The 23,050-nt window shown below is 73.2% G+C and carries 21 protein-coding genes and 4 pseudogenes; 19 read left to right on the top strand and 6 right to left on the bottom strand.

The window, feature by feature from the left end; genetic code table 11:
- Positions 1-35 precede the first annotated feature (35 nt).
- Together JWP64_RS30800 and JWP64_RS30795 are read right to left on the bottom strand one after the other, a co-directional pair.
- Positions 36-710, bottom strand: coding sequence for a Crp/Fnr family transcriptional regulator (locus JWP64_RS30800; RefSeq protein WP_297504038.1), 675 nt, complete (start codon positions 708-710; stop codon positions 36-38).
- Between the two features lie 177 nt (positions 711-887).
- Entirely contained in the window at positions 888-1,136 is a 249-nt protein-coding gene (locus tag JWP64_RS30795; RefSeq protein WP_297504036.1) for a hypothetical protein, read from the bottom strand.
- Positions 1,137-1,379: 243 nt separating this feature from the next.
- Here JWP64_RS30795 and nth point away from each other — a divergent pair, with 243 nt between their 5' ends.
- The 5 genes from nth to JWP64_RS30770 all read left to right on the top strand — a co-directional run bounded on the left by nth (position 1,380) and on the right by JWP64_RS30770 (position 5,196).
- Positions 1,380-2,108 carry an endonuclease III gene (nth, locus tag JWP64_RS30790; protein ID WP_297504056.1) on the top strand — a complete coding sequence of 243 codons (729 nt, stop codon included), beginning with the start codon at positions 1,380-1,382 and terminating at the stop codon, positions 2,106-2,108.
- Positions 2,105-2,734, top strand: a complete 630-nt coding sequence (locus tag JWP64_RS30785) for a TlpA disulfide reductase family protein (protein ID WP_297504033.1) — start codon at positions 2,105-2,107, stop codon at positions 2,732-2,734. Before nth ends, JWP64_RS30785 begins: the two co-directional genes overlap by 4 nt.
- Positions 2,731-3,480, top strand: a complete 750-nt coding sequence (locus JWP64_RS30780; RefSeq protein ID WP_297504031.1) for a CoA pyrophosphatase — start codon at positions 2,731-2,733, stop codon at positions 3,478-3,480. Before JWP64_RS30785 ends, JWP64_RS30780 begins: the two co-directional genes overlap by 4 nt.
- An 85-nt stretch (positions 3,481-3,565) precedes the next feature.
- A complete protein-coding gene (locus tag JWP64_RS30775; protein ID WP_297504028.1) occupies positions 3,566-4,762 on the top strand; it encodes a MarP family serine protease in 1,197 nt (398 codons plus the stop codon).
- A 176-nt stretch (positions 4,763-4,938) separates the two neighbouring features.
- Positions 4,939-5,196: a hypothetical protein gene (locus tag JWP64_RS30770; RefSeq protein ID WP_297504023.1), complete on the top strand. Its 258-nt coding sequence runs from the start codon at positions 4,939-4,941 to the stop codon at positions 5,194-5,196.
- 183 nt (positions 5,197-5,379) lie between these two features.
- On the opposite strand, the gene JWP64_RS30765 is transcribed toward JWP64_RS30770, so the two are convergent.
- On the bottom strand, positions 5,380-6,660 hold the full coding sequence (locus JWP64_RS30765) for an adenylosuccinate synthase (protein WP_297504020.1): 1,281 nt from the start codon (positions 6,658-6,660) through the stop codon (positions 5,380-5,382).
- A 181-nt stretch (positions 6,661-6,841) separates the two neighbouring features.
- Here JWP64_RS30765 and JWP64_RS30760 point away from each other — a divergent pair, with 181 nt between their 5' ends.
- The 10 genes and pseudogenes from JWP64_RS30760 (at position 6,842) to alc (ending at position 14,553) form a co-directional block, all read left to right on the top strand.
- On the top strand, positions 6,842-7,399 hold the full coding sequence (locus JWP64_RS30760; RefSeq protein ID WP_297504018.1) for a hypothetical protein: 558 nt from the start codon (positions 6,842-6,844) through the stop codon (positions 7,397-7,399).
- A gap of 87 nt (positions 7,400-7,486) precedes the next feature.
- Positions 7,487-7,789, top strand: coding sequence for an urease subunit gamma (locus JWP64_RS30755; protein WP_297504015.1), 303 nt, complete (start codon positions 7,487-7,489; stop codon positions 7,787-7,789).
- Complete coding sequence (locus JWP64_RS30750; RefSeq protein WP_297504012.1) at positions 7,789-8,181, top strand: urease subunit beta; 393 nt, start codon at positions 7,789-7,791, stop codon at positions 8,179-8,181. Before JWP64_RS30755 ends, JWP64_RS30750 begins: the two co-directional genes overlap by 1 nt.
- Positions 8,178-9,893, top strand: coding sequence for an urease subunit alpha (locus JWP64_RS30745; RefSeq protein ID WP_297504010.1), 1,716 nt, complete (start codon positions 8,178-8,180; stop codon positions 9,891-9,893). The genes JWP64_RS30750 and JWP64_RS30745 overlap by 4 nt, the downstream gene beginning before the upstream one ends.
- Positions 9,893-10,690 (top strand): urease accessory UreF family protein, encoded by a 798-nt coding sequence (locus JWP64_RS30740; RefSeq protein WP_297504007.1) that lies wholly within the window; start codon positions 9,893-9,895, stop codon positions 10,688-10,690. The genes JWP64_RS30745 and JWP64_RS30740 overlap by 1 nt, the downstream gene beginning before the upstream one ends.
- A 20-nt stretch (positions 10,691-10,710) precedes the next feature.
- Entirely contained in the window at positions 10,711-11,421 is a 711-nt protein-coding gene (gene ureG / locus JWP64_RS30735; protein WP_297504004.1) for an urease accessory protein UreG, read from the top strand.
- A gap of 1 nt (position 11,422) precedes the next feature.
- Positions 11,423-12,283, top strand: a complete 861-nt coding sequence (locus JWP64_RS30730; protein ID WP_297504001.1) for an urease accessory protein UreD — start codon at positions 11,423-11,425, stop codon at positions 12,281-12,283.
- A gap of 55 nt (positions 12,284-12,338) precedes the next feature.
- Positions 12,339-12,888: pseudogene (locus JWP64_RS30725) on the top strand (amidohydrolase family protein); the annotation flags it as partial.
- A 72-nt stretch (positions 12,889-12,960) separates the two neighbouring features.
- A pseudogene (locus tag JWP64_RS30720) lies at positions 12,961-13,336 on the top strand (allantoinase); the annotation flags it as partial.
- On the top strand, positions 13,333-14,553 hold the full coding sequence (alc, locus tag JWP64_RS30715) for an allantoicase (protein WP_366890873.1): 1,221 nt from the start codon (positions 13,333-13,335) through the stop codon (positions 14,551-14,553). The pseudogene JWP64_RS30720 and the gene alc, both read left to right, overlap by 4 nt.
- 57 nt (positions 14,554-14,610) lie before the next feature.
- Here alc and uraH read toward each other — a convergent pair whose 3' ends face one another.
- Entirely contained in the window at positions 14,611-14,934 is a 324-nt protein-coding gene (gene uraH, locus JWP64_RS30710; protein WP_297503999.1) for a hydroxyisourate hydrolase, read from the bottom strand.
- Between the two features lie 515 nt (positions 14,935-15,449).
- On the opposite strand from uraH, the gene pucL reads away from it, so the two are divergent.
- The 3 genes and pseudogenes from pucL (at position 15,450) to JWP64_RS30700 (ending at position 17,753) form a co-directional block, all read left to right on the top strand.
- Positions 15,450-16,346: a factor-independent urate hydroxylase gene (gene pucL, locus JWP64_RS30705; RefSeq protein WP_297503996.1), complete on the top strand. Its 897-nt coding sequence runs from the start codon at positions 15,450-15,452 to the stop codon at positions 16,344-16,346.
- Positions 16,319-16,576: pseudogene (locus JWP64_RS31785) on the top strand (solute carrier family 23 protein); the annotation flags it as partial. The gene pucL and the pseudogene JWP64_RS31785, both read left to right, overlap by 28 nt.
- A gap of 61 nt (positions 16,577-16,637) precedes the next feature.
- Positions 16,638-17,753: a solute carrier family 23 protein gene (locus tag JWP64_RS30700; RefSeq protein ID WP_297503993.1), complete on the top strand. Its 1,116-nt coding sequence runs from the start codon at positions 16,638-16,640 to the stop codon at positions 17,751-17,753.
- 34 nt (positions 17,754-17,787) lie between these two features.
- On the opposite strand, the gene JWP64_RS30695 is transcribed toward JWP64_RS30700, so the two are convergent.
- Together JWP64_RS30695 and JWP64_RS30690 are read right to left on the bottom strand one after the other, a co-directional pair.
- Positions 17,788-19,032 (bottom strand): aldolase, encoded by a 1,245-nt coding sequence (locus JWP64_RS30695; RefSeq protein ID WP_297503990.1) that lies wholly within the window; start codon positions 19,030-19,032, stop codon positions 17,788-17,790.
- Positions 19,033-19,134: 102 nt separating this feature from the next.
- Positions 19,135-19,809, bottom strand: a complete 675-nt coding sequence (locus JWP64_RS30690) for a lysophospholipid acyltransferase family protein (protein ID WP_297503987.1) — start codon at positions 19,807-19,809, stop codon at positions 19,135-19,137.
- 1,524 nt (positions 19,810-21,333) lie between these two features.
- Here JWP64_RS30690 and JWP64_RS30685 point away from each other — a divergent pair.
- Positions 21,334-22,927 (top strand): annotated as a pseudogene (locus JWP64_RS30685) (ATP-binding cassette domain-containing protein).
- Positions 22,928-23,050: the final 123 nt, after the last annotated feature.

Raw genomic sequence — 23,050 nt, 5'->3', positions numbered from 1 at the left:
TTCCGGGCCAGGTCCGTCACAGGCCTGTCACCGACCTACCGGGCCCGGCGGGCCAGGCGCTCGGGCTCGAGGATCAGCACGCTCTTGCCCTCGAGCCGCAGCCAGCCGCGGTGCGCGAAGTCCGCGAGCGCCTTGTTCACGGTCTCCCGCGAGGCGCCGACGAGCTGCGCGATCTCCTCCTGCGTGAGGTCGTGCGTGACCCGCAGCAGGCCGGACTCCTGGGAGCCGAACTGCCGGGCGAGCTGCAGCAGCGACTTCGCGACGCGGCCGGGGACGTCGGTGAAGATGAGGTCCGCGAGCATGTTGTTCGTGCGGCGCAGCCGCCGGGCGAGCACGCGCAGCAGCTGCTCGGCGATCTCCGGGCGCTTCCCGATCCACTCGCGCAGGGCGGAGCGGTCCATCGTGTAGGCGCGGACCTCGGTGACGGCCGTGGCCGACGACGTGCGCGGGCCCGGGTCGAAGATCGACAGCTCCCCGAACATGTCCGACGGACCGGCCACCATCAGCAGGTTCTCGCGGCCGTCCGGGGACTTGCGGCCGATCTTCACCTTGCCACTGCCGATGATGTACAGCCGGTCACCGGGCTCACCTTCACTGAAGATGACGTGCCCGCGCGGAAACTCCACGGGCTCCAGCGTCTGGGCCAGCACCTCAGCGGCGTGAGGTTCCACGCCCTGGAAGATCCCAGCCCGGATCAGAACATCGTCCACAACCCTGCTCCTCGTCCACCCGGCCACAACGCGGCGGGTCATCGGCGCGCCAGTCTAGGGGGTCGTTCCGCACAGTGTGACGAGACAGGGCATGCAAACCGTGCTCGAACGGAGGAATCGTGCTGGCGGACCGACCCGAACGGCCCCCCGCCCGGTCGATCACGGCGACCGATCGGGCTACGGCGATACCTTACTCCGCTTGGCCGGGCGCCTGGCGCCCCGGTTCCGCAGACGGAACAGCTCCAGCGCGCGACCGGTTCCCTGCCGGAACAGCGCACGCAGCTCGTCCGGGCGGGGCTGCTCGAGCATCTCGTCGAGCTCGTCCTGACGCAGGGTGGACTCCCGCAACCGGGACTCGACGCGCTCCATTCCGAGCGCGAAGAACATCACCAGCAGCGGCACGAGGACGGACAACCAGGCAGTCATGTCCCCTCGATAATCGCGCACCGGCGGCGAGACCCGCCCGGCGGGGTCCACGGCACGCCGCGGCCGATACGCATTCGTGACGTTCACCCTCGTCGGCGCCGGGGCTCACGGGAACCGTCGGTGCGCGCCCGTACTCTCGGTCGGGTGACCACCCCGACCCCCGGGACGACTCTCGGCAACCGACGTCCCACCCGCCGCGAGGTCGCGAAGCTGGCCGCCCGCATCGCGGCCGGGGAGAGCGACCTGGGCCGCGCCCGGCGCGTCGCCCGGACGTTGCGCGCCCTCGCCGTCGCCTACCCGGACGCGTACTGCGAGCTCGACTTCACGAACCCGCTCGAGCTCGCCGTCGCCACCATCCTCTCGGCCCAGTCCACCGACAAGAAGATCAACGAGGTCACGCCGGCGGTGTTCGCCCGCTACCGGACGGCGGCGGACTACGCGCAGGCGGACCGCACGGAGCTGGAGGAGCTGCTCCGCCCGACCGGCTTCTACCGGAACAAGACGGCATCGCTGATGGGGCTGGGGGCCGCCGTCGTCGAGCGGTTCGGCGGCGAGCTGCCCGCGAACCTCGACGATCTCGTCACCCTGCCCGGAATCGGGCGGAAGACGGCCAACGTCATCCTCGGCAACGCCTTCGGCATCCCGGGGATCAGCGTCGACACCCACTTCGGCCGGCTGGTCCGCAGGTGGGGCTGGACGGAGGAGCAGGATCCGGTCAAGGTCGAGCACGTCGTCGCCGCGCTGGTCCCGAAGCGCGACCAGACGATGGTGTCGCATCGGGTGATCTTCCACGGCCGGCGGGTGTGCCACGCGAAGAAGCCGGCCTGCGGGGTCTGCACGCTGGCGATGGACTGCCCGTCGTTCGGCGCCGGGCCGACCGAGCCGGAGGCCGCGGCCGCGCTGGTCAAGGGTCCCGAGGCGCCGCACCTGCTCGAGCTGGCCGGATTCGCGCCCGCCGACGTGCGTCCGTGAGCGAGGGCACCCGGTTCCGGGCCGGCCGCACCGAGGTCGTCACCACGGTCGTGGTCGTCCTGCTGGTGGTGCTGGGGGTCGTCGCCCTGTGGCCGCGCTCCGCCTCGCCGGAGCCGGCCGCCTCCGCACCCGCCGCCGGGGATCTCACCGCGGTGCGCGCCGCCGCGTCCCTGCTTCCCTGCCCGGCGCCCACCGGCGCCACACCCGCGGGCCCGCTCGCCGGCGTCTCGGTGCCGTGTCTCGGCCAGGAGGGCGTCACGGACGTCGGCGCGGCCGTCGCGGGGCGGACGGTACTGGTCAACGTGTGGGCGTCGTGGTGCGTGCCGTGCCGCCAGGAGCTCCCGGCGCTCGCGGAGTACGCGGCCCGGCCGGACGCGGTGCCCGTGCTGCTCGTGGACGTCCAGGACCAGCCGGGCGCGGCGTTGCGACTGCTTGCGGACGTGGGCGTGCGGCTCCCGTCGGTGACCGATCCGGACGGCGCGCTGCGTTCGGCGCTGGCCTTGCCGCCCGCGCTGCCGGCCAGCTACGTGGTCCGCCCGAGCGGCGAGCCGGTCCGGGTGGACCCGCCGACGCCGTTCGCGTCGGCGGACGAGGTCGCCACCACCGTGGGGAGGCTGGGCGGATGAGCGAATCCGGGTCACAGCGCCTGTGCGCAGGACCGGGCGCGCGCGGCGCTGGAGCCCCCCGGGTCGATCCCACCCGGGCACCGGGGTTCCTCGTGCCGCTGCTGGACGGGGTCCGCGGCGTCGACGCCGCCGGGCTGCTCCGCTTCCGCACGCCCCCGCCGCCCGAGGGTGGCCGCCGCGCCGCGGTGCTGATGCTGTTCGCGGAGGGCCCGGCCGGTCCGGACGTGCTGCTCCTCGAACGGGCCTCGACGTTGCGGAACCACGCCGGCCAGGTCGCCTTCCCCGGCGGCGGCATCGATCCCGGGGACGCCGGGCCCGTCGCGGCCGCCCTGCGCGAGGCGGAGGAGGAGACCGGGCTGGACCCTGCGGGCGTCGTCCCGCTGACCGTGCTGCCCGACCTGTTCCTGCCGCCGTCGGGTTTCGTGGTCACGCCCGTGATCGCGCACTGGCCGTCGCCGGTACCGGTGCGCGCCGTCGACGAGGCCGAGACCGCGCGCGTCCTGCGCGTCCCGATCGCCGAGCTGACGGACCCGGCGAACCGGCTGATGGTGGCGCACCCGCGCGGCGGGCGGGGCCCGGCGTTCGACGTGGCGGGCCTGCTGGTGTGGGGGTTCACCGGTGGCCTGCTGTCCGCGCTGGTGGAGCACGCAGGCTGGGCGCGGCCGTGGGACGACGAGCGCGTCGTCGAGCTGGGGGCCGCGTGGCAGGCGGCCCGTGAGCGTGGCCGGGGCATCGCCGGAACATGATCTTCGCCCCGGTACGGTGCCGGCACGAGCAGGTGAAGGAGAGCCGTGTGAGCTCCCGGACGAACACAGGCAGTGAGGTCACTTCGTGAGTTGGGTCGACATCGTCGTCCTCGCCCTGGCGCTCATCGCGGCGGTGTCCGGGTGGCGGCACGGCATGGCCGTCGCCCTGCTGTCGTTCGTCGGCGTGCTCGGTGGCGCGATCCTGGGCGTGCGGATCGCCCCCCTGCTCGTCTCCGGGATCCAGGCCCCCACCACGAAGACGATCGTCAGCATCGTCGTGGTGGTCATGCTCGTCGCGCTCGGCGAGACCACCGGCGTCTACTTCGGCCGCAAGATCCGGGACCGGATCAACGGCGAGCGCACCCTCGCGATCGACTCCACGCTCGGCTCGTTGCTGCAGGCCATCACGGTGGTCGTCGCCGCCTGGCTGGTGGCGCTGCCGCTCGCGTCGGCCAGCTTCCCGGCGCTCGCGTCGAGCGTCCGGAACTCCGAGGTCCTCAAGGGCGTGGACTCGGTGATGCCGGCGGGCGCCCGCGCGCTGCCCGCCGAGCTGCGCCAGCTGCTGGACGCCTCCGGCTTCCCGGACGTGCTCAGCCCGTTCCAGTCCACGCCGATCACACAGGTCGGAACCCCGAACCCCGAGCTGCTGAACCTGCCGGTCGTGAGCCAGGTCCGCAGCAGCGTGCTGAAGGTCCGTGGCCGGGCGTTGTCGTGCCAGCGCCAGCTCGAGGGCACCGGGTTCGTCGTGGCGCCGCAGCGGGTGATGACCAACGCGCACGTCGTCGCGGGCACCACGGACACCACCGTCGAGGTCACCACGCGGACCGGACGCACCCGCCAGCTCGACGCCCGGGTCGTCAGCTACGACCCGCAGGTCGACGTGGCGGTGCTCGCCGTCCCGGACCTGGACGCGAACCCGCTGCCCTTCAAGCCGGCCCCCGCGGCCGCGGGGGACGACGCGATCATCCTCGGCTACCCGCTCGACGGCCCGTACACGATCACCGCTGCCAAGGTCCGCGAGCGCATCCAGCTTCGCGGCCCGGACATCTACGACAGCGGCACGATCACCCGGGACGTCTACACGGTGCGCGCGGTGGTCCGCTCCGGGAACTCCGGCGGCCCGATGATCACGCCGGACGGCCAGGTCGTCGGCGTCGTGTTCGGCGCGGCCCTGGACGACTCGGAGACGGGCTTCGTGCTCACCGCCCAGCAGGTCAACGCCGCGTTGGTCGCGGCCGAGAACGACAGCCGCTCGGTCGACACCGGTGCCTGCGCCGCCTGATCCGCCAGTCGCGGCCCGATGAACCGGGCGCCGAAACCTTCCCGGGCTCGACGTCGAACGACATCGTCGGCAACGCCGGGGACACCCTCACCGTCGGCGACCTCCAGATCACGGCGACCCCGCTGAAGGCCGGCGACTCGACGCTCGGCGAGACCCTCTGCTCGACCGTCACCTACGTGAACACCGGCTCGGGCCAGGAGAGCTTCAACGGCGGCTTCGACTGGAAGCTGCAGGACCCCAACGGCGCAGCCCTGATGACCGGGTTCACCGGCTCGAGCTCCATGCTCTCCGCCGGCCGGCTCGCGCCGAGCGGTCGGACCACCGGCGACGTGTGCTTCGACGACAAGGCCGGCGCGAAGGGCCGGTACATCCTGCTCTTCGACCCGATGAGCTTCTCCTCGGAGCGCGGCGCCTGGATCATGCCCCGCGGCTGACTGACCCGCACCCGACCACCCCCTGATCCGCACCGGGCAGCACGTGGTGGTCACGGTCGAAGGACCCGAGGGTCCGTCCCGGCCCGGTGACGGCGGTGGCCCGCCCGGCGACGGCCGGGCGGGCCACCGCGTTCTCGAACGTGCGGGCGTCGACCCGCGGGACGGCCTCGGGGCCGCGGCGCGTCAGACGTCGCGGGTGATCGTCTGGTCCCGCCCCGGGCCGACGCCGATCGCGGAGACCGGGGCGCCCGTGAGCTCCTCGATGCGGTGCACGTAGGCCTGCGCGTTGGCGGGGAGCTCGTCGAAGCTCCGGAAGGCCGAGAGGTCCTCGAACCAGCCGGGCATCTCCTCGTAGACCGGGACGGCGTGGTGCACGTCGGTCTGGGTCATCGGCATGTCCTCGACCCGCTTGCCGTCGACCTCGTAGGCCACGCAGATCGGCACGTTCTCCAGCCCGGACAGCACGTCGAGCTTGGTGAGGAAGAAGTCCGTGATGCCGTTCACGCGGGCGGCGTAGCGGCCGACGACGGCGTCGAACCAGCCGCAGCGGCGCGGACGTCCGGTGGTGACGCCGACCTCGCCGCCGGCCTTGCGCAGGTGCTCGCCCATGGCGTCGAGCAGCTCGGTGGGGAACGGGCCCGAGCCGACGCGCGTCGTGTACGCCTTGAGGATGCCGATGACCCGCTCGATCCGGCTCGGCCCGATCCCGGAGCCGACCGCCGCGCCGCCCGCCGTCGGGTTCGAGCTGGTCACGAAGGGATAGGTGCCGTGGTCGACGTCCAGCAGCGTGCCCTGCGAGCCCTCCAGCAGGATGGTCTCGCCGGCCTCGAGTGCCTTGTTCAACAGCAGCCGGGTGTCCGCGATGCGGTGGGTGAAGCCCTGCGCCTGGGTGAGGACGGTGTCCACGACCTCGTCGACGTTCAGCGCGCGCCGGTTGTAGACCTTCACCAGCACCTGGTTCTTGAACGCCAGGGCCGCCTCGACCTTCTGGTGCAGTATCTTCTCGTCCAGCACGTCCGCCACGCGGACGCCGACGCGGGCGACCTTGTCCTGGTAGGCCGGGCCGATCCCGCGACCGGTGGTGCCGATCTTCGCCTTGCCGAGGAAGCGTTCGGTCACCTTGTCGATGGCGATGTGGTACGGCATGATCAAATGGGCGTCCGCGCTGATCAGCAGGCCGCTGGTGTCGACGTCGCGGGCCTCGAGGCCCGCGAGCTCCTCCAACAGGACGCCCGGGTCGACCACCACCCCGTTGCCGATCACGTTCTTGGCGCCCGGCGTGAGGATGCCCGAGGGGATGAGGTGGAGCGCGAAGTCCTGGCCGTCCGGGAGGACGACCGTGTGGCCGGCGTTGTTGCCGCCCTGGTAGCGCACCACCCATTGGACCTGGCCGCCGAGGATGTCGGTGGCCTTGCCCTTGCCCTCGTCGCCCCACTGGGCGCCGATCAGCACGATCGCCGGCATGTGACACTCCAAGTCCTGGCTAGCGGGGAGGATGACCGATCACGTGGCTTCGATCGATCAGGAACTGGTGCTTCTGACCTGCGCACGCAGGATCCGGCCCCGTTTCCCGCATTACGGTAGCCGCCCGGCCGCCGGTCCCGGACGGGTCCCCGCGGTCCTGGCCGGAGTTCCGGCCGTCGCGGTGCCCGCGAGGCCGGGCAAGGACGACCTCGATCCGCTGCTGAAGGACGGCCCGCCGCGGCGGCTGGTCGTCCTCGGCGAGGACGCGGATCTGGGATCCGTGCTGGTCAGACTGTTGCGACGGGAGCTGCTGGAGAAGGTCGAGGTGGCCTACGTGCCCGTCTCCCGGCGCTCCGCGGCGGCGGCCGCCTGGGGCCTGCCGAAGGACACCGGACAGGCCGCCGCGCTCGCGCTCGACGGCAAGGCGTCCCCGGTCCCCCTGATCCGGGACGACGTGGGCGGCGTCCTGGTCGGCCGCGGCGAGATCGGCCGGTTCCAGGGCGAGGCCTACTGCGACGACGAGCTGGTCGCCCGTGGGACGGTGCGCCGGCTGCGTGCGGCACCGGGCCCGGACGGCGTCTCCTCCATCTCCGCGAGCGGGGTGAAGGCGGCCACCGGGCGGGCCCTGCAGGTCGGGTGCGTCGAGGCGTCCGTCCTGGTCGACGGCGTGGCACATCCCCGGACGGTGACCCGCTGGACCTGGTACCGGCACACGTCGGACTGGCTGCTCGTCCGGTGACGAGAGGTCACTGTCGGTGACCTCATCTGTGTCCGGCGAAACCTGGGCGGAATCCGTGAGTAACAGGCGGGCCGTAGAACTGTCGCCATGCACCTGAGCCCCCAGGAGCGGGACAAGCTGCTCGTCCACGTCGCGGCGGACGTGGCCCGAGCCCGCAAGGCCCGCGGCCACCGCCTCAACCACCCGGAGGCGGTGGCCCTGATCACCGATCACGTCCTTGAGGGCGCGCGGGACGGCCGCACGGTCGTCGAGCTGATGAGCAGCGGCCGGGAGGTCCTGGGCCGCGCCGACGTCATGGACGGCATTCCCGAGATGCTGGACTCCGTTCAGGTCGAGGCCACGTTCCCGGACGGCACGAAGCTCGTCACCGTCCACTCGCCGATCGTCTGATGGCGGGCGGCAGCCAGACCGGCGGCGGTACCGACCCCGGTCGCTTCGTTCCCGGACAGATCATCCCGGGCGGCGAGCCCGTCGAGCTCAACCCGGGACGCGAGCGGACCACGCTCGTCGTCTCCAACACCGCGGACCGGCCCGTCCAGGTCGGCTCGCACTTCCACTTCGCCGCGGTCAACCCGGGCCTCGCGTTCGACCGCGAGGCCGCCTGGGGCACGCACCTCGACATCCCGGCGGGCACCTCGGTGCGGTTCGAGCCGGGCGTCGAGAAGGAGGTCACGCTCGTGCCGCTGGCCGGCGCGCGCGTGGTCCCCGGCCTGCGGGCCGAGTTCTCCGGTGCGCTCGACTCGCGCACCGCCGAGCCCGGCGAGAGGAACTACGGGGCATGACCTCCGTCGAGCGCGGCCGGTACGCGGACCTCTTCGGCCCCACCACCGGCGACCGGATCCGGCTGGCCGACACGAACCTGCTGATCGAGGTCACCGAGGACCGCAGCCGCGGCGCCGGCTCCGGGGACGAGGTGCTCTTCGGCGGCGGCAAGGTCATCCGCGAGTCCATGGGCCAGTCCGCGGTCACCTCCGCCGAGGGCGCCCCGGACCTGGTGATCACCGGTGCGGTCGTGCTCGACCACTGGGGCGTCGTCAAGGCGGACGTCGGGATCACGGACGGCCGGATCGTCGGCATCGGCAAGGCCGGCAACCCGGACACGATGGACGGCGTCGACCCGGCGCTGGTCATCGGCCCGTCGACCGAGGTGATGGCCGGGAACGGCAAGATCCTCACCGCGGGCGGGATCGACGCGCACGTCCACTTCATCACCCCCGGGCTGATCGACACCGCGCTCGCCGCGGGCCTCACCACCCTCGCGGGCGGCGGCACCGGGCCGGCCGACGGCACCAAGGCGACCACCGTGACGCCCGGGCCCCGCAACCTCGGCCGGATGCTGCAGGCCCTGGACCACCTGCCCGTCAACATCCTGCTGATGGGCAAGGGCAACACCACCAGCGCCGACGCGCTGTGGGAGCAACTGCGGGCGGGGGCCGGCGGTTTCAAGCTGCACGAGGACTGGGGGACGACCCCCGCCGTCATCGACGCGTGCCTGCGGGTCGCGGACGCGTCCGGCGTCCAGGTCGCGATCCACACGGACACGCTGAACGAGGCGGGCTTCCTCGAGTCGACGGTGGAGGCGATCGCCGGGCGCTCCATCAACGCGTTCCACACCGAGGGCGCGGGCGGCGGGCACGCGCCGGACATCATCGAGGTCGTCGGGACGGCGAACATCCTGCCGTCGTCCACGAACCCGACCCGGCCGCACACGATCAACACCCTCGACGAGCACCTCGACATGCTCATGGTCTGCCATCACCTGAACCCGTCGGTGACCGAGGACCTGGCCTTCGCCGAGAGCCGGATCCGGCCGACGACGATCGCCGCCGAGGACGTGCTGCACGACATGGGCGCGATCTCGATGATGAGCTCGGACAGCCAGGCCATGGGCCGGATCGGCGAGGTCATCATCCGGACCTGGCAGACCGCGCACGCCATGAAGGCCGCACGCGGGTCCCTGCCGGGTGACGGCGCCGCGGACAACACGCGGGCGCGGCGGTACGTCGCGAAGTACACGATCAACCCGGCGATCGCGCACGGGATGGCCGAGGAGATCGGGTCCGTCGAGGTCGGGAAGCTCGCGGACCTGGTGCTGTGGGACCCGAAGTTCTTCGGCATCCGGCCCGAGGCGGTCCTCAAGGGCGGGTTCATCGCGTGGGCGGGCATGGGGGACGCCAACGCGTCGATCCCGACCCCGCAGCCGATCCTGGGCCGGCCGATGTTCGGGTACGCACCGGCGGCCGCCTCCGCGACGTCGCTCAACTTCGTCGCGTTCGCGGCCCTCGACGCCGGGCTCGGCCACCTCCGCCTAGCCAAGGGGCTGGCGCCTGTCGCGGACACCCGGTCGGTCACGAAGGCGAGCATGGTCGCGAACTCCGCGACGCCCGAGGTGAAGGTGGACCCGGACTCGTTCGAGGTGCGGATCGACGGCGACGTCGTCGTGCCCGCCCCGGTGAGCGAGCTCCCGATGACGCAACGCTACTTCCTGTTCTGATGGGTTCTCTCGCGTCGCTCGTGCTCGCGGACGCCCGGTTCCCGGGTGGTGGGCACGTGCACTCGGGCGGCCTGGAGGAGGCGGTGGCGCGGGGGCTCCTGACGGGCCTCGACGACCTGGAGCCGTTCCTGCGGGGCCGCCTCCGGACCGCGGGCCTGGTCTCGGCGGCCTTCGCGGCGGCTTCGGCGGTCCGGACGGCCGACGCTCGAGTGGCTCGAGCGCCAGTCAGCGCTGCCTGCGCCACTCAGGCGGCGGTGGGCGGTGGGCGGGCTGACGCCGGAGCCGCTCAAGCGTCGACCAGCGCCGCTCGCGCCACTCGAGCGGCGACCTGGGCCGAGCTCGACGCGGAGCTCGACGCGCGGACGCCGTCGGTCGCGCAGCGGGACGCGTCGCGGGCCCAAGGGCGTGGCACGCTGCGGGCGGTACGGGCCGCCTGGCCCTCACCCATGATCGACGAGCTCGTGGCCGTCCACCCCCGGCCCCACCATCCGCTGCTGGTCGGCGCCGTGATCGGGCTGTCCGGCGGTTCCGCCGCCGAGGCGGCCGAGTGCGTCGGGTACCTCGCCGTCAGCGGGCCCGCGTCCGCGGCGGTACGGCTCCTCGGACTCGACCCGTTCGCCGTCAACGCCGCGCTCGTGCGGCTCGGCCCCGACCTCGACGACGTCGTCGCCACCGCCGCGCGGGCCGCCTCCGGTCCGCCGGCGGACCTGCCCGCGCCGAGCGCCCCGGTGCTCGACCTCATGGCGCAGGCCCACGTCCACCACCATCGGGAGCAGGTGCGTCTCTTTGTCTCCTGAACGGAGCTCGCGGAGTGAACATGAGCGCTGAGACCGGCCACGGCCACAACCATCTGATCAGCTTCGACCCCACCGAGACGGAGCCGGACCATCACCACGCCACGCCGGCGAGCAACCGCGCGGTGCGGATCGGCATCGGCGGGCCCGTCGGCAGCGGGAAGACCGCGCTGGTCGCGGCGCTCGCCCGCAGCCTCGCCGGGCGGGTGCGGCTCGCCGTCGTCACCAACGACATCTACACGACGGAGGACGCGGACTTCCTGCGCCGCAATGCGGTCCTCGACGCGGACCGGGTCGAGGCGGTGCAGACCGGCTGCTGCCCGCACACCGCCATCCGGGACGACATCACCGCCAACCTCGACGCCATCGAGACCCTGGAGGAGCGTTTCGGGGACCTCGAGCTCGTCCTCGTCGAGAGCGGCGGGGACAACCTGACGGCCGTCTTCAGCCGCGGCCTGGTGGACCGGCAGATCTTCGTCGTCGACGTGGCGGGGGGCGACAAGGTGCCGCGCAAGGGCGGCCCGGGCGTCACCACCGCGGACCTGCTGGTGATCAACAAGACGGACCTCGCGCCGCTCGTCGGGGCGGACCTGGACGTCATGCGCTCGGACGCGCACCGGATGCGCGGCGAGCTGCCGGTGATCGCACAGTCCCTGGTGGACGACCCGGCGGCGTCGGACGTCGGCGCGTGGGTCCTGGCGCAGGTCGCCGCCGTCGCGCAACCCGTGCGCTGAGATGCGCGCACGGACCGTTCTCGTCGTCGAGCGGGGACCCGACGGGCGCGGCCTCGTGCGTGAGCTGCGCTCGCAGTCCCCGTTGTCCCTGGTCCCGCGGCGGGGAACGGCCGCGGCGGCCGAGTCCGCCGTGACGGTGCACATGGTCGGCTCGGCGTCCACCCCGCTGGCCGGCGACGACGTGGAGCTCGACGTCCGGGTCGGGCCGGGGGCGGACGTGGTCCTGACGGGGGTCGCGGCGGCCGTCGCGCTCCCCGGGCTGGCGAAGCCGAGCAGCCTGGCGATCCGGTTCGAGATCGGCGAGGACGCGAGTCTGCAATACCTCCCCGAACCGACCGTGATCACCGCCAGGGCGCACCACCACACGGCGTTGTCCGCCGAGCTCCATCCCACCGCCCGGCTGCGCGCCCGCGAGGTCCTGGTGGCGGGCAGGGCAGGAGAGCCGACGGGCCGCTACCGAGGCACCGTCCGCGTCGAGGAGACCCCTGCTGATCTTCACGAACGGCACTCTCGCCCACTAGGTATGAACGAAAGTGCCGTTCGTGCGGGAAGGGCCGTTCGTGAACAAGGGCGGGTGCTGCTCATGCAGACCCAGGAGCTCGGCGACCTTCCGCTCGGACGGTCGGCCGCTCATCTTGCCGGGAGGCGGGTGCTCGGTACCGAGGTCCTGATCTGGGGCGACGACCCCGGGTCCGGTGTCGCGGGGGACTGGTGGTCGCTCACCCCGCTCGCCCGACGCGGCTCGCTCGCCACGGCCGTCGGGCCGAACGCCGTGGTCGCGCAGCGCGGGCTCGCCGAAGCCGTCGCGGCGCATCCCGGCTGGACGAACGCGGTGCTCGCGGCCGCTCCCGTCCTCCGCTAGACACCTCTAGCGCCGTATCGCGGAGGCCCTAGAAAGCCCGAGACAAGGATGTTCGATGCTCGATCTGGTGTTCCGCGCCCGCCGGGTGATCACCGCCTTCGGCGAGGTGGATCGCTGCGTCGGCGTGCAGGACGGCCTGATCGTCGCGATCGAGCCCTACGACTCCCGATCGCCGAGGACACCCGCGAGCTGGTCGACGTGCCCGACGACCAGGTGCTGCTCCCCGGCCTCGTCGACACGCACGTGCACGTCAACGAGCCGGGCCGGGCCGAGTGGGAGGGGTTCGCCTCCGCGACGAAGGCGGCCGCGCTCGGCGGGATCACCACCCTCATCGACATGCCGCTCAACTCGATCCCGCCGACGATCGACGGCGCGGCCCTGGAGGTCAAGCGCAAGTCCGCCGAGCACCAGGCGTTCGTCGACGTCGGGTTCTGGGGCGGGGCGGTGCCGGGCAACGAGAACGAGCTGCGCGGCCTGCACGGCTTCAAGTGCTTCCTGCTGCACTCCGGGGTCGACGAGTTCCCGCCGCTCCCGCCGAGGACCTCGAGGGCGTCCTGACCCGGATCGCCGGGATGGGCAGCCGACTGATCGTGCACGCCGAGGACTCCGACGTCATCGACCGCGCCGCCGGTCACCTCGATTCGGGCTCGCACGGCGAGCTCTACGCGAACTTCCGCGAGACCGGGGACTTCGGCACGGCCTGGGGCGGCAGCGCGTCGCTGCAGGTCGGGTTGCCGGCGGTCTGTTCCGGGGCGCGCGTGCGAGGGCACTCGCTCGCCCAGGTCGTCGAGTGGATGGCGGAGCGGCCCGCGAGGCTGGCGGGGCTGGCGCACAAGGGGTCGATCGCCCTCGGCGGGGACGCGGGCTTCTGCCTCCTCGCGCCGGACGCGGCGTTCGTCGTCGACGTGCACCGGCTCCGCTCACCGCAACCCGGTCAGCCCGTACGACGGTCGTGCCCTCTCCGGGGTGGTTCGACGAACGTGGCTGCGCGGGGCCAGGATTGACGTGTCCGGCCCACCCGCCGGACGACTGCTGCGACGAGGAGCCCGATGACCCGGCCGAGCACGCGAACCGCCCCCCGTACCGAGTCCACCCGCCTCGACGGGCCGGACATGGACGCGGACTTCGTGCAGCTCCCGGACCTGGCCGCCCGCCGGCTGGGCGGTGCCGTGATCGCCGCGAACGACGACTTCTTCGCGGACCGGGCGGCGCTCGTCATGCCCGGGCCGGTGCAGCCGCGAACCGAGTTCGGCTACCGCGGCAAGGTCTACGACGGCTGGGAGACCCGGCGGCGGCGCGAGCCCGGTTCGGACCACGCGATCGTCCGGCTCGGCATCCCGGGGATCGTGCACGGCGTCGTCGTGGACACGGCGTACTTCCGCGGCAACTACCCCCCGGAGATCTCGGTCGAGGCCACCGCGCTGGAGGACTACCCCGGCCCCGCCGAGCTGGCGGCAGCCGAGTGGGAGACCCTCGTCGAGAGGTCACCGGCCAAGGGCGACCGGCCCAACGTCTACGACGTCCGCAGCCCCCACCGCTGGACGCACGCGCGACTGACGATCTACCCGGACGGCGGGGTCGCGCGGTTCCGCGTGCACGGCGAGGCGGTCGTGGACCCGCGGCTCCTGCACGGCACCGTCGACCTCGCGGCACAGGACCGCGGCGGGCTGGTCGTGTCCTGCTCGGACATGTTCTATTCCTCGCCGGCGAACCTGCTGCTCCCCGGACCGGCCCGCACCATGGGCGAGGGTTGGGAGACCGCGCGGCGCCGCGACGACGGCAACGACTGGGTGATCGTCAAGCTGGCCGGGCCGAGCCGGCTCCGGGACATCGAGTTCGACACCAGCCACTTCGTGGGGAACGCGCCGGGTGAGGTGCAGATCAGCGGCACCCGGGTGGACTCGCCAAACCCGGATCCGGATGCGCTCGCGTCCCGGGTCTGGACGCCGCTCGTGCCGCGGCGGACCGTCCGCCCGGATACCCCGCACCGCTTCGGGATCGGCCCCGGCGCCCCGACCGTCACCCACTTGAAGATCGACATCTATCCCGACGGCGGGTTCGCCCGGCTCCGGGCGAACGGCGAGCTCAGCGACGGCGGGGTCGAGACCGCGGCCCACCGCTGGCTGGACGCCCTGCCCCCGATGCACCTGCGGGAGGCCCTCCTGGGTGCGGGCCTGGACCGGGCGCTGGTCGCCGGCGCCCTCCGTGCGGCGGACCGCCGGGGCTGGCCCCAGGAGCTCCTCGACGCCTTCGCTCCCCGCCGCCCCTGACCCTGTGCGCGCGCAGCGCACGGGCGGCGCAGCCGCGTCAGCCAGTCCGCGTCCATCTCAGCTCCCCCTGTAGGTCGTGTACGAGTACGGCGAGAGCAGCAGCGGCACGTGGTGGTGCCCGCGAGCCGGGTCGACGGTGAACGCCAGCGTCACCTCGGGGAAGAACCCCTCCTGGCCGCTCGCCGCGAAGTAGGCCCCGGTGTCGAACGTCGCACGGTGCACCCCGGCCTCGAGCGCGCCGGTGAACAGGTCGCCGACCCGGCCGTCCTCGTCGGTCACGCCGGTGCACACCGTTCCGTCCGGGCAGACCAGGGAGACGGGGACACCGGCGGCCGGACGGCCGCGCGCGGCGTCCAGGACGTGCGTGCTGATTCCTGCCACGTGGTCCATTCCTCCTGGGAAGTGCCTACGCCCGACGCCCACGCCATCCCTTCCCCCGGCGCACCTCGTGCACCGGCGGGGAAGGATCGAACCCACGGGAACGAGTACGGGCAATGGATTCACACGAATGTATCGACGTCGACTCGATGTACACGCTGAAGCCGGACGGCAGGCACTACTTCACCAAGGGCTACACCCCGATCGCGATCGGGGTGACCGCGGTCGGCGCGATCGCCGCCATGGCCGTGGTGCTGCTCGTCCGACGCCGCCGCGTACAGCTGGTTCGCCGGCATCGCGTCCGTCCTGCATCGGGTCCTGTCCCGGAAGCAGATCGAGACGGACTTGCCGGAGCAGGCGGCCGCGAGCGCACAGCGCTGAGGCCGGCCGGTCACCGCAGGCCCTCGTCGCCCCTCACGTCGTGTTCACAGAACCGACGCGGGGGGCGACGGTGATGTAACGCACCGCCGGGAACGCTGATTCATCCGGCTCGCCCCGCACATCCGTACGGAGGACACATGGGCATCTCGCTCGGGTACAACCAGTACGGCAAGGCCGAGTGCCGCATGGTGCACGTGGACCGGTCGACACCGGTGCACGCGATCACCGACGTCACGGTCACCAGCCAGCTGATCGGCGACTTCGCGGACACCCACCTCACCGGGGACAACTCGAAGGTCATCGCCACCGACACGCAGAAGAACACTGTCTACGCGCTGGCCAGGCAGTTCGGGGTCGGCTCGCCCGAGGAGTTCGCGCTCCGTACGGCGCGGTACTTCGTCGACGGGTTCGAGCAGGTCACCGGGGCCCGGCAGGAGGTGCTGCTGCACTCCTGGGAGCGGATCGTCACCTCCACCGGCGGCCCGCACGACCACGCCTTCGCGAAGGGCTCCGCGGAGACCCGCACGACCGTCGTCACCAAGGACGGGGCGGACGAGGTCGTCCTCTCCGGGCTCACCGACCTCACCGTCCTGAAGAGCACCGGCAGCGAGTTCCACGGCTTCCCCGCGGTCCCGTTCACCTCACTGGTGGAGACCGACGACCGGATCCTGGCCACCGCCGTCACGGCCCGCTGGCGCTACATCGGCACCGAGGTGGACTGGGACAAGAGCTTCTCCTCGATCCGGCAGATCCTGCTGGACAGGTTCGCCGAGACGCACAGCCTCTCGCTGCAGCAGACGCTCTACACGATGGGGGAGGCCGCCCTGGAGGCCCATCCGGAGCTCGCCGAGATCCGGTTCTCGATGCCCAACAAGCACCATTTCCTCGTCGACCTGTCCAAGTGGGATCTCGACAACCCCAACGAGGTCTGGCATGTCGCCGACCGCCCGTACGGCCTGATCGAAGCCTCGATCATCCGGGACGACGCGCCCGCCGCCGGCAGTGCATGGGACGGCGTCAAGGGGTTCATCTGATGGCCGCCGACCCGGACCGGACGACCGGAGCCAGCACCGACACCGCCGCCGTCCGTCCGGAGGACGAACGCGTCTCCGTCGGCAAGGCGTTCTTCTTCGGCCTGCAGCACATCCTCGCGATGTACGCGGGCGTCGTCTCACCGCCGATCATCATCGCGAGCGCCGCGGGGCTCTCGCCGACGGACCAGGCCCTGCTGGTCACCGCCGCCCTCTTCGTCTCGGGGCTCGGCACGCTGCTGCAGCCCCTGGGCGTCCCGTACATCGGCGCCCAGCTGCCCCTGGGTGCAGGGCGTGTCGTTCGCCGCCGTCGGCACGATGACCGCGGTCGCGACGGACCAGAGCATCGCCGACCCTGCCGCCCGCTTGGCGACGATCTTCGGCGCCGTCATCGTCGCCGGGGTGATCGGGTTCGTGATCGCGCCGCTGTTCGCGAGCCTCGTGCGGTTCTTCCCGCCCATCGTCACGGGCTGCGTGATCACGATCATCGGGATCTCGCTGTTCCCGGTGGCGCTGCGCTGGATCCGGGGCAACCCGACGATCAGGAACGCGGCCGGCCAGACCGTCGACAACCCGAGCTACGGCTCGGGGACGAGCCTGCTGCTCGGCTTCATCACGCTCGTCGTCACGCTGGTCATCGCCCGCTTCGGCCGGGGCCTGTGGTCGCGGCTCGCCGTCATGCTCGGCCTGGTGATCGGCACGATCGTGGCCACGCTGATGGGCCGGGTCACCTGGAGCGCGGTCGGGAGGGGCGCGGTCTTCGAGCTGCCGCAGCCCTTCCACTTCGGGGTGCCGCAGCTCGCGATCGGCGTGATCGTCTCGATGACGATCGTGATCTTGGTGATCATGGCGGAGACCACGGCGGACCTGCTCGCCGTCGGGGAGATCCTGGGCACCGAGGTCGACCGGAGGCGGATCGCCGCCGGCCTGCGGGCGGACATGGGCGCCACCGCGATCTCGCCGGTCTTCAACGGCATGCCGATCAGCGTGTTCGCGCAGAACGTCGGCATGGTCGCGATCACGGGGATCAGGTCGCGGTTCGTCGTGGCCGCGGGCGGCGGGATCCTGGTCGTCCTGGGCCTGCTGCCGGTGCTCGGCCGGGTCATGAACGCCATCCCGCTGCCCGTGCTCGGCGGCGCCGGGATCGTGCTCTTCGGCTCGGTGGCCGCGGCCGGGATCCGGACGCTCTCCCGGGTGGAGTTCACCAACCCGAACGTCTTGATCGTGGCCACCTCGATCGGCGTCGGGCTCATCCCGATCACCGTGCCGGAGGTCTACCTGCACCTGCCGGAGTGGCTGGCCACCATCTTCGAGTCCGGGATCAGCGCCTGCGCGATCTTCGCGGTGCTGCTCAACCTGGCGTTCAACCACTTCAGCAGGAGCGACGAGCCGGAGCCCGCCGCGCACTGACCGCAGCTACCCCGCGTGGCAGGAAAGCCTGCGGTCAGGGGGTGGGGCGGCGGCGGGCCAGGACGGCCAGGTGCTCACGGTCCGTCCCCGTGCCCCGCTCGACCTCGTCGACGTCCAGGGCTCCGCAGTCCACGCCCCGCAGCAGGAACCCGGCGAGGGCGACGGCGGTCGCGGGCTCGTCCATGAAACCCGAGTCCACGCGCTCGAGGTACGCCCTGAGCCGGGCCGCCGCGGGCTCCGTGCCCTCCCGGTAGAACAGGTGCACCGCGACGAAGCGGCTCGGCAGCTGCGCCGGGTGCAGGTCCCAGCCCTGGTGGAAGCCGCGCTCGAGGGAACGCCGGACGAGTTGGCCGTGCAGCGCCCAGGCCGCGTGGACCGCCGTCCGGTCCCCGACCGGGATCCGGTTCGTCGAGCCGTCGGAGAGCCGGACGCCGGTGCCCGCCGCCGCGAGCTGCATGACCGCCTTCGCGTGGTCCGCCGCCGGGTGCTCCATGCTCTGGTACTGCGCGGCGATCCCGAGCGAGGCCGAGTAGTCGTAGGTGCCGTAGTGCAGGCCGGTGCACCGGCCCGCCGCCGCGGCGATCATCCGGGGCAGGGGGGACGCGCCGTCGGGGCCGAGGACGGACTGCGGGGTCTCGACCTGGATCTCGAACCGGAGCGGCGCGATCCCGTGCTCGGCCTCCAGCGCCTCCAGCACCCGCACCAGCCCGCCGACCTGCTCGACGGCCGTCACCTTGGGCAGCGTGAGCACGAACCCGTCGGGGACCCCGCCCGCCTTCACCAGCGCGCCGACGAAGCCGGCGAGCGTCCGGATCCCGCGCCGCCGGGTCGGGGCCTCGAAGCTGCGGAACCGGATGCCGGTGAACGGCGGGGCGATGCCGGACGCGACGGACGCGGCGAGCTCGAGGGCGGCGCGCTCGGCTTCGGCGTCCTCCTCCGCGTCGGACCGGATGCCGTAGCCGTCCTCCAGGTCGATGCGCAGGTCCTCGATCGGCTCGATGCCGAGCTTGCGCCGGACCCGCTCGGCGAGCTCGCCGGCCAGCTCCTCCGGCACGCCCCAGACGTCGGCGAGGTGCGGGGCGTGGGCGTCCAGCGCGGCCAGCGCCTCGGCGCCCCAGCGGGTGGCGGTGTCCCTGGTGTAGCGGTCCGCGGGGACGTAGACGGTGTGCACCGGCTGCCGCGACCCGGCGTCACCGGGGTAGGCCGCCGCCAGCCGCGCGTCGACGTCGTGCAGCTCACGGTCGAGCTCGGACGCGAGCGCGTCGGCGAGATCCGTCATGCGCCGATCCTCCCGGATGGCCACCGGCCGTCGTCCGTTCTGGTGACGGGGCTGCGCCTGCGACCGCGCTGGTGGTGCGGCCGCCGCGGCGATCAGAGGCGGTCAGGCGGCGGCCTGGTCGCCGGGGCGGCGGTGGTAGCTGTCCACGTACTCGGCTCCGGAGAGCTCCGCGATGGCGTCCATGATCTCGTCGGTGACGGCGCGGCGGATGGCGGCGGAGTTCTCCAGGCCCTCGTAGCGGCTGAAGTCCAGCGGCTCGCCGAACCGCACCTCGACCGGCGCGAGCCGCGGCAGCTTCGCGCCGACGGGTTGCACCTTGTCCGTGCCGAGCAGCGCCACCGGGACGACGACCGCGCCGGTGGACAGCGCCAGGGAGGCGACACCGGTGTGCCCACGGTGCAGCCGGCCGTCGAGCGAGCGAGTGCCCTCGGGGTAGATGCCGAACGCGCCGCCCTGCTCGAGGACCTTCCGGCCGGCGTCGAGCGCGGCGAGCCCGGCCTTCGCGTTGGCCCGGTCCACCGGGACGTAGCCGAGCGCGGTGAGGAACCGGGCGAGCAGCTTGCCCTTGATCCCGCAGCCGGTGAAGTACTCGGCCTTGCCCAGGAACGCGACGGGGCGGGGGGTGACGAGGGGGATCACCGCGGTGTCGACGGCGGCGCGGTGGTTGGACGCGAAGATCACCGGGCCGCGGAGCGGGACCCGCCGCGCGCCGTGCACCCGGGGCCGCCACACGAACCGCACGAGCGGAGCGAGCACCCACCTGATCAAGAACTGCATGTCCCCTAGACCTTCCCGAAATCCCCGGCCGACCTGGACGTGCACCCGAGGGCGCCCGATGCGCCCCGCACCAGTGTGGCGCCCCCATTGTGTCCGCTGGGTCACCGGGACGGAACGGCTCCGGGACGTGAAGTCGACCGTTCTCGTCGGAGCCGGCCGCTACAGTCGCCGGTGACGCGGCCGGGGCACGGACGAGTCGGCGAGCCGCGGGAGTGCGCGCCCCCACCGAGAGGATCAGGTGGGTGTCCGTGCTGCCGCGGGGTCGCGGCTCCGGGGCAACCCCGGGGCGCACCACCTCTCTGCACCGCACGGCGTCCCGCGCGCGGGTCGGCACTCCGTGCCAGGCGCGGCGCGCGGCGGACGGGAACACGGGTCGCCGGCCCCGTCGCATCACCATGAGTCGCTCGTGATCGACCCCGGACGAGGTCCTGCACGCGGTGCTGCGCGCGCCGTGGCAGGTGGCGTCCCTCGCCGCGGCACTGGGCGGGCTCGCCGATCCGCGCGCGGCGGACGGGCTGACCCACAGGCTCGTCGAACGCTGGCCGGAGCCGCCCCGCGGGACCTACGCCGAACTCGTCGAGGAGCTGGGGCTCGTCCTCACCGTGCGCCACCGAATGGTGCCGGAGCCCCCGGACCCGACGTGGCGCTGGCCTGTGCAGGAATGGAACGAGGTCCACGCGCCGGCGGCGGGCCTGGGCTTGCGCGAGGGCGAGCCGGAGTGGTTCGCCGATCCCGGGGGCTGGCTCCGCACGGCGCCCGCGGGGCCGCTGCACCACTACCGGCGACGGTGGCGGGTCTCCCCGAACGGCAGCCCGCGGCTGCTCGAGTCGCCCGGCCCGCGGCTCGCGCGACGCTCCCGGCGAGCCCGGCGAGCCCGGCGAGCCCCGGCGCCGGATGCTGCACCGTCTCGCCGGCCACACCTCCCGCAGGGTGCGCCGACGTCACCCCCCGTCGCGAACCTGCTGGCCCACGGTCTGGACCGGAGGCTCACGGGTCTGCCGCCGCCGTCGGCGCCCGGTACGGCCGCTACGCGGACGGCCTGGTCTTCTCCGGGGATCGCGGGCTGCCGGTGCACGGCCTGCTCCGCCGGGCCCGGGACATCGCGGCGGACGAGGGCTTCTCGGTCCGCCCGGACAAGACCCGGATCATGCCGGCGCACCACCGCCAGCGGGTCACCGGACTCGTTGTGAACTCCTCCCCGCGGCGCCGCGTCGCGAGTACGACGTCCTGCGCGCGCCGTTGCACAACTGCGCCCGCACCGGGCCGGACGCGCAGAACCGGGCCGGACACCCGGCGTTCCGCGATCACCTGCTGGGCCGGATCGCGTGGGTGGAGAGCGGGAGCCCGGCGCGCGGGGCGAGGCTGCGGGAGCTGTTCGCGGAGATCCCCTGGTCGCAAATCGGTTGCGGGCCTCCCGCGGTCCGCGCGATGCTGCGGGGGACATGAGGCACTGACACCACCCCCGCCCGCGACCGCGGCTCCACGCCCGGCGGGCGCACACCTGTGATCACCGGTGGTGTCCCCATGCCTGCAGCAGCCCTCCTCGCGCACGACCTCGTCCGGAACCTCGGCGGCCGCCGGGTCCTCGACGGCGTCTCCCTCACCGCGGCCCCCGGCCGGCGGATCGGCCTGATCGGGGAGAACGGCGTCGGCAAGTCCACGCTGCTGCGCCTGCTCGCGGGCGTCGACGAGCCGGACGGCGGCTCCGTCGTCCGGCCGCCGGAACTCGGGTTCCTGCACCAGGAGATGCCGTACGACCCGGCGTCGACGGTCTCGGACGTGGTCGACGAGGCGCTGCGGAACGCCCGCGCCGCGGTCGCGGAGCTCGACGAGCTGGGCGCGCACCTGGACCGGCCCGACGTCCTGGAGCGCTACGGCGAGCTCCTCGAGTGGGCCCCAGGACCACGACGTCTGGGACGCCGACCGGCGCGCCGGGCTCGTCCTGGCCGGGCTCGGGCTCGGCGGGATCGCGCTCCACCGCGCCCTCGGGACGCTCTCGGGCGGGCAGCGCAGCCGCCTCGGCCTCGCGGCCCTGCTGCTGCGCCAGCCCGCGGCGTTGCTCCTCGACGAACCCACCAACCACCTCGACGACGGCGCCGCGGCCTTCCTCGAGGAGCAGCTGCGGGTACTGCCCGGCGTCGTGGTGGCGGCGAGCCACGACCGGGCGTTCCTCGACGCCGTCTGCACCGACGTGATCGATCTCGACCCGGCCGTGAGCGGCCCGGCCCGCTACGGCGGCGGCTACTCGGACTACCTCGCCGAGAAGCACGCCGAGCGGGAGCGCTGGGAACGACGGTTCGCCGAGGAGCAGGAGGAGCTCGGTGAGCTCCGCCACTCGGTCGGCGTCGCCGCGCACCGGGTCGCCCCGGACCGGCCGAAGCGGGACAACGAGAAGATGGCGTACGGGTACAAGGGCGAGCGGGTCCAGCATCAGATCTCCCGGCGGGTCCGCAACGCCACCCGCCGCCTCGACGAGCTGACCCGGGACCAGGTGCGCAGGCCGCCGGAGCCGCTGCGGTTCCGCGTCGAGAACCTGGCGGCGTCCGGCGGTACCGCTCCGCTGCTGGCGCTGCGGGACGTGCGCGTCCCCGGCCGGCTCACCCTGGACCGGCTGGACGTCTCCGCGAGCGAGCGGCTGCTGGTCACCGGGCCGAACGGGGCGGGCAAGTCGACGCTGCTCGCGGTGCTCGCCGGACACCTCGGGATCGCCGGCGGGACGCTGCACCGCCGCCGGGGACTGCGGGTCGGGCTGCTGGCCCAGGACACGGTGTTCCCGCGGCCGGACCGCACCGTCCGGGACGTCTACGGCGCGGCGTTCGGGCCGGAGCGAGCCGAACGGGTGCCCCTGGCGTCGCTGGGCCTGGTGGCGCCCCGCGACGTCGGCCGCCCGGTCGGCGAGCTGTCCGTCGGGCAGCACCGGCGCCTCGCCCTCGCGCTGCTGCTCGCGGACCCGCCGGAGCTGCTGCTGCTCGACGAGCCCACCAACCACCTCTCGCCGCGCCTGTCGGACGAGCTGGAGGAGGCGCTGGGCACCGGTCCGGGCGCCGTGATCGTCGCGAGCCACGACCGCTGGCTCCGAGACCGCTGGGCCGGGCGCGAGCTACGGCTGGCCCGGTAGCGCGGGTGTGCGCAGAGCGCTCTGTGCACCCCCGCGCACCGCTCAGAGCTGGGCGCGCAGGGCGGCCTGGGCCTCCTGCCGGGTCAGGCCCGTGGCCTGCAGCAGGTCGATCGCGATCGAGCG

The sequence above is a fragment of the Pseudonocardia sp. genome (assembly GCF_025465255.1).
Taxonomy (GTDB): domain Bacteria; phylum Actinomycetota; class Actinomycetes; order Mycobacteriales; family Pseudonocardiaceae; genus Pseudonocardia.
This window is presented reverse-complemented; position numbering and strand designations above follow the sequence as displayed.